The organism is Bacillus sp. MBGLi79, from assembly GCF_002953915.1.
Genome location: NZ_CP026521.1, coordinates 4,773,677 through 4,777,110, shown reverse-complemented (window position 1 = coordinate 4,777,110; position 3,434 = coordinate 4,773,677). Strand labels below are relative to the sequence as shown.

Sequence of the window (3,434 nt, the reverse complement as noted above, 5' to 3'; positions counted from 1 at the left end):
TAATCTTTTTGCCAGATAAACCGGAGTATATGATTGGGCTTATTATGATTGGATTAGCTCGCTGTATTGCGATGGTTATTGTTTGGAATGACTTATCAAAAGGTGATACGGAATACGCGGCAGGATTAGTTGCTTTCAACTCAATTTTCCAAATGCTTTTTTTCTCAGTTTATGCTTACATTTTTGTAACAGTTATTCCGCAATGGTTAGGGATGGAAGGAGCAGTAGTGAATATTACGATGGCAGAAGTCGCAAAATCAGTATTCATCTACCTTGGAATTCCTTTTATTGCAGGAATGGTGACACGTTATATTTTTGTAAAAGTGAAGGGAAAAGAATGGTATGAAAAAGTGTTCATTCCTAAAATTAGCCCAATTACGTTAATTGCTTTGCTATTTACAATTATCGTCATGTTTTCCTTAAAAGGTGATGTAATTGTTAGCTTGCCGTTAGATGTTGTTCGAATTGCGATTCCATTATTGATTTACTTTGTTTTAATGTTCTTTGTTTCCTTCTTTTTAGGAAAGAAAATCGGGGCAAACTACGCTGTAACCACTACTTTAGCTTTTACAGCAGGAAGCAATAACTTTGAATTAGCGATTGCTGTAGCTGTTGGTGTGTTTGGAATTCATTCGGGTGCAGCATTTGCCGCCGTAATTGGTCCGCTTGTAGAAGTACCGGTCATGATTGCACTCGTTAAGGTTGCTTTATGGTTTCAACGAAAATACTTTCGAAGTCACTCGATGTAGAGGTGGAATATATGAAGAATAAAATTATTTACTTTTTATGTACAGGGAACTCTTGCCGAAGTCAAATGGCTGAGGGATGGGCTAAACAATATTTAGGTGATGAGTGGAAAGTATACAGCGCGGGGATAGAGGCACATGGATTAAATCCTAACGCTGTTAAAGCCATGAAGGAAATAGACATTGATATATCTAATCAAACATCAGATGTCGTTGATTCTAACATTCTGAACAAAGCCGATTTTGTTGTCACATTATGTGGTGATGCGGCAGATAAATGTCCTATGACTCCATCTAATGTAAAAAGAGACCATTGGGGTTTTGATGATCCTGCAAGAGCCGAAGGAACAGAAAAGCAAAAGTGGATTACTTTTCAACGAGTTCGTGATGAAATTGGAGAACGAATAAAACGATTTGCTGAAACAGGTGAATAAAATTTAAATAGCCGAGAGGGGACTCTTGGCTATTGCTTTTATCTAACATAAAGAAGATGTAGATTTTTTAATGGTGATTCTAACGAACATGTCACCAATGACAAGTCGAATAATCGATGCTGACGAACCGGTTTGTTTTCGCGTTTTGCTTTTTCGAAGGCTTCTTCTCCCCACGGGAACCAGTCAACGGGGTTGTGGGCATGTTAAAGTAAATATGGAGACTTCTCAGCGATTAATCTATTGGGTTTACTTTTATTTGGCATGGGATCACCTTTTAAGTTGGTTATATTCAGGTTACCACAGTTATCCTAAACAAATACAATTACTGACTGCTTATCGATAATTGTAATGTGAAAATCTAATGTTTCATTTTGCCACTTGAGATAAATGCGAATAACGTTTTTCCTTGTTTCGCAATCTGGTCAAATTTTCATAAAAAAAGTAAAAGTTTAAACCTTAGTCTATATATAATAAGATCATATCAATCAAATGTAGGGGAAGTTATTATGAAGTGCAATAAAATGAACAGGGTACAATTAAAAGAGGGGAGCGTATCAGTGGCCCTATAAACTGCGTCTGCCCTCATTAATGGAGGGGAAATTGTGAATACGTCTTATTCACAGTCAACTTTACGGCACAATCAAGTTTTGATTTGGCTTTGTGTTCTATCATTTTTCAGCGTATTAAATGAAATGGTTCTGAACGTCTCATTACCTGATATCGCCAACGATTTTAATAAACTGCCAGCGAGTGCAAACTGGGTGAATACTGCCTTTATGTTAACCTTTTCTATTGGAACAGCTCTATATGGAAAGTTATCGGATCAGCTGGGCATTAAAAAGCTGCTTCTATTTGGGGTTATGGTAAATGGCTTAGGGTCGATCATTGGATTTGTTGGACACTCGTTCTTTCCTATTCTCATTCTAGCCCGATTTATTCAAGGAATTGGTGCAGCCGCATTCCCAGCTCTTGTGATGGTTGTCGTTGCGCGCTATATTCCAAAAGAGAACAGGGGGAAAGCATTTGGCTTGATCGGGTCCTTAGTAGCAATGGGAGAAGGTGTTGGACCAGCTATTGGGGGAATGGTTGCTCATTATATCCATTGGTCGTATTTGCTGCTTATTCCAACTGCAACAACTATCACTGTTCCATTCCTTATAAAACTGTTGAAAAAGGAAGAGAGAATCAGAGGACACTTTGATATGGCAGGGATTATATTGATGTCTGCGGGCATCGTGTTTTTTATGCTGTTTACAACATCTTACAGAATTTCTTTTCTGATCATCAGTATTCTTGCTTTCTTCGTATTTGTAAAACATATTAGGAAAGCTCAAGACCCTTTTGTTGACCCTGATCTGGGGAAAAATGTATTTTTTGTGATTGGAGTCCTTTGCGGAGGACTAATATTTGGTACAGCAGCAGGATTTGTCTCTATGGTTCCTTATATGATGAAAGATGTTCACCATTTAAGTACTGCAGCAATTGGAAGCGGCATTATTTTCCCCGGAACAATGAGTGTCATCATCTTCGGTTACATTGGAGGATTGCTTGTTGATCGGAAAGGTTCCTTGTATGTACTAACGATTGGAAGCGCATTGCTTTCTTCCGGCTTTTTAATCGGTGCCTTTTTTATAGATGCAGCACCATGGATCATGTCAATTATAGTAGTTTTTGTTTTTGGGGGACTATCGTTCACAAAAACAGTTATATCTACTATTGTGTCTAGCAGTTTGAAAGAAAAGGAAGCCGGCGCTGGCATGAGTTTGCTTAATTTCACGAGCTTTTTATCAGAGGGAACGGGTATTGCGATTGTAGGCGGTTTATTATCTATCGGGTTCCTAGATCATAGGCTGCTGCCTATTGACGTTGATCACTCTACCTATTTGTATAGTAATATGCTCATACTTTTTGCAGGAATCATTGTTATTTGTTGGCTGGTAATCTTGAATGTATATAAACGTTCGCAGAGACATGGCTAAATGAGTTAAAGGATCAATCTTGTGAAAGTAATCCAAGGTTGATCCTTTTTTTGTAAAATGAATAAACCTGTCTCCAATGGCATGTTGAATAACCAGTGCTGACCACAACCGGCTTGTTTTCGCGTTTCGCTTTTTCGAAGGCTTCTTCTCCCCATGGAACCAGTCAACAGGATTGTGAGCATGTGAAGTAAAATAAGTAGACTTCTCAGCGATTAATCTATTGGGTTTATTGTTAGTGGGCATGGGATCACCTTTTAAGTTGGTTATATTCAGGT

4 protein-coding genes and 2 pseudogenes are annotated in these 3,434 nt (G+C 38.3%); 4 read left to right on the top strand and 2 right to left on the bottom strand.

Going from position 1 to position 3,434, the window contains the following annotated elements; genetic code table 11:
- Nucleotides 1-749, top strand: a 749-nt coding sequence (gene acr3, locus C1T29_RS24395; RefSeq protein WP_208945576.1) for an arsenite efflux transporter Acr3, incomplete at its 5' end; no start/stop codon positions are given.
- Nucleotides 750-760: 11 nt separating this feature from the next.
- Nucleotides 761-1,180, top strand: coding sequence for an arsenate reductase (thioredoxin) (arsC, locus tag C1T29_RS24390; protein ID WP_071581820.1), 420 nt, complete (start codon nt 761-763; stop codon nt 1,178-1,180).
- Nucleotides 1,181-1,271: 91 nt separating this feature from the next.
- Here arsC and C1T29_RS24385 read toward each other — a convergent pair.
- Nucleotides 1,272-1,443, bottom strand: a pseudogene (locus C1T29_RS24385) (DUF255 domain-containing protein).
- A 243-nt stretch (nt 1,444-1,686) separates the two neighbouring features.
- Here C1T29_RS24385 and C1T29_RS25075 point away from each other — a divergent pair.
- Both C1T29_RS25075 and tet(L) read left to right on the top strand, forming a co-directional pair.
- Nucleotides 1,687-1,749 (top strand): tetracycline resistance efflux system leader peptide, encoded by a 63-nt coding sequence (locus tag C1T29_RS25075; RefSeq protein WP_369122227.1) that lies wholly within the window; start codon nt 1,687-1,689, stop codon nt 1,747-1,749.
- A 33-nt stretch (nt 1,750-1,782) separates the two neighbouring features.
- Nucleotides 1,783-3,159, top strand: a complete 1,377-nt coding sequence (gene tet(L) / locus C1T29_RS24375; RefSeq protein ID WP_103749120.1) for a tetracycline efflux MFS transporter Tet(L) — start codon at nt 1,783-1,785, stop codon at nt 3,157-3,159.
- Nucleotides 3,160-3,232: 73 nt separating this feature from the next.
- Here tet(L) and C1T29_RS24370 read toward each other — a convergent pair.
- Nucleotides 3,233-3,402: pseudogene (locus C1T29_RS24370) on the bottom strand (DUF255 domain-containing protein); the annotation flags it as partial.
- Nucleotides 3,403-3,434: the final 32 nt, after the last annotated feature.

Bases quoted from the DNA above. Each gene is read 5' to 3' on its own strand.
- arsC (WP_071581820.1), top strand. From the start codon at position 761: ATGAAGAATAAAATTATTTACTTTTTATGTACAGGGAACTCTTGCCGA.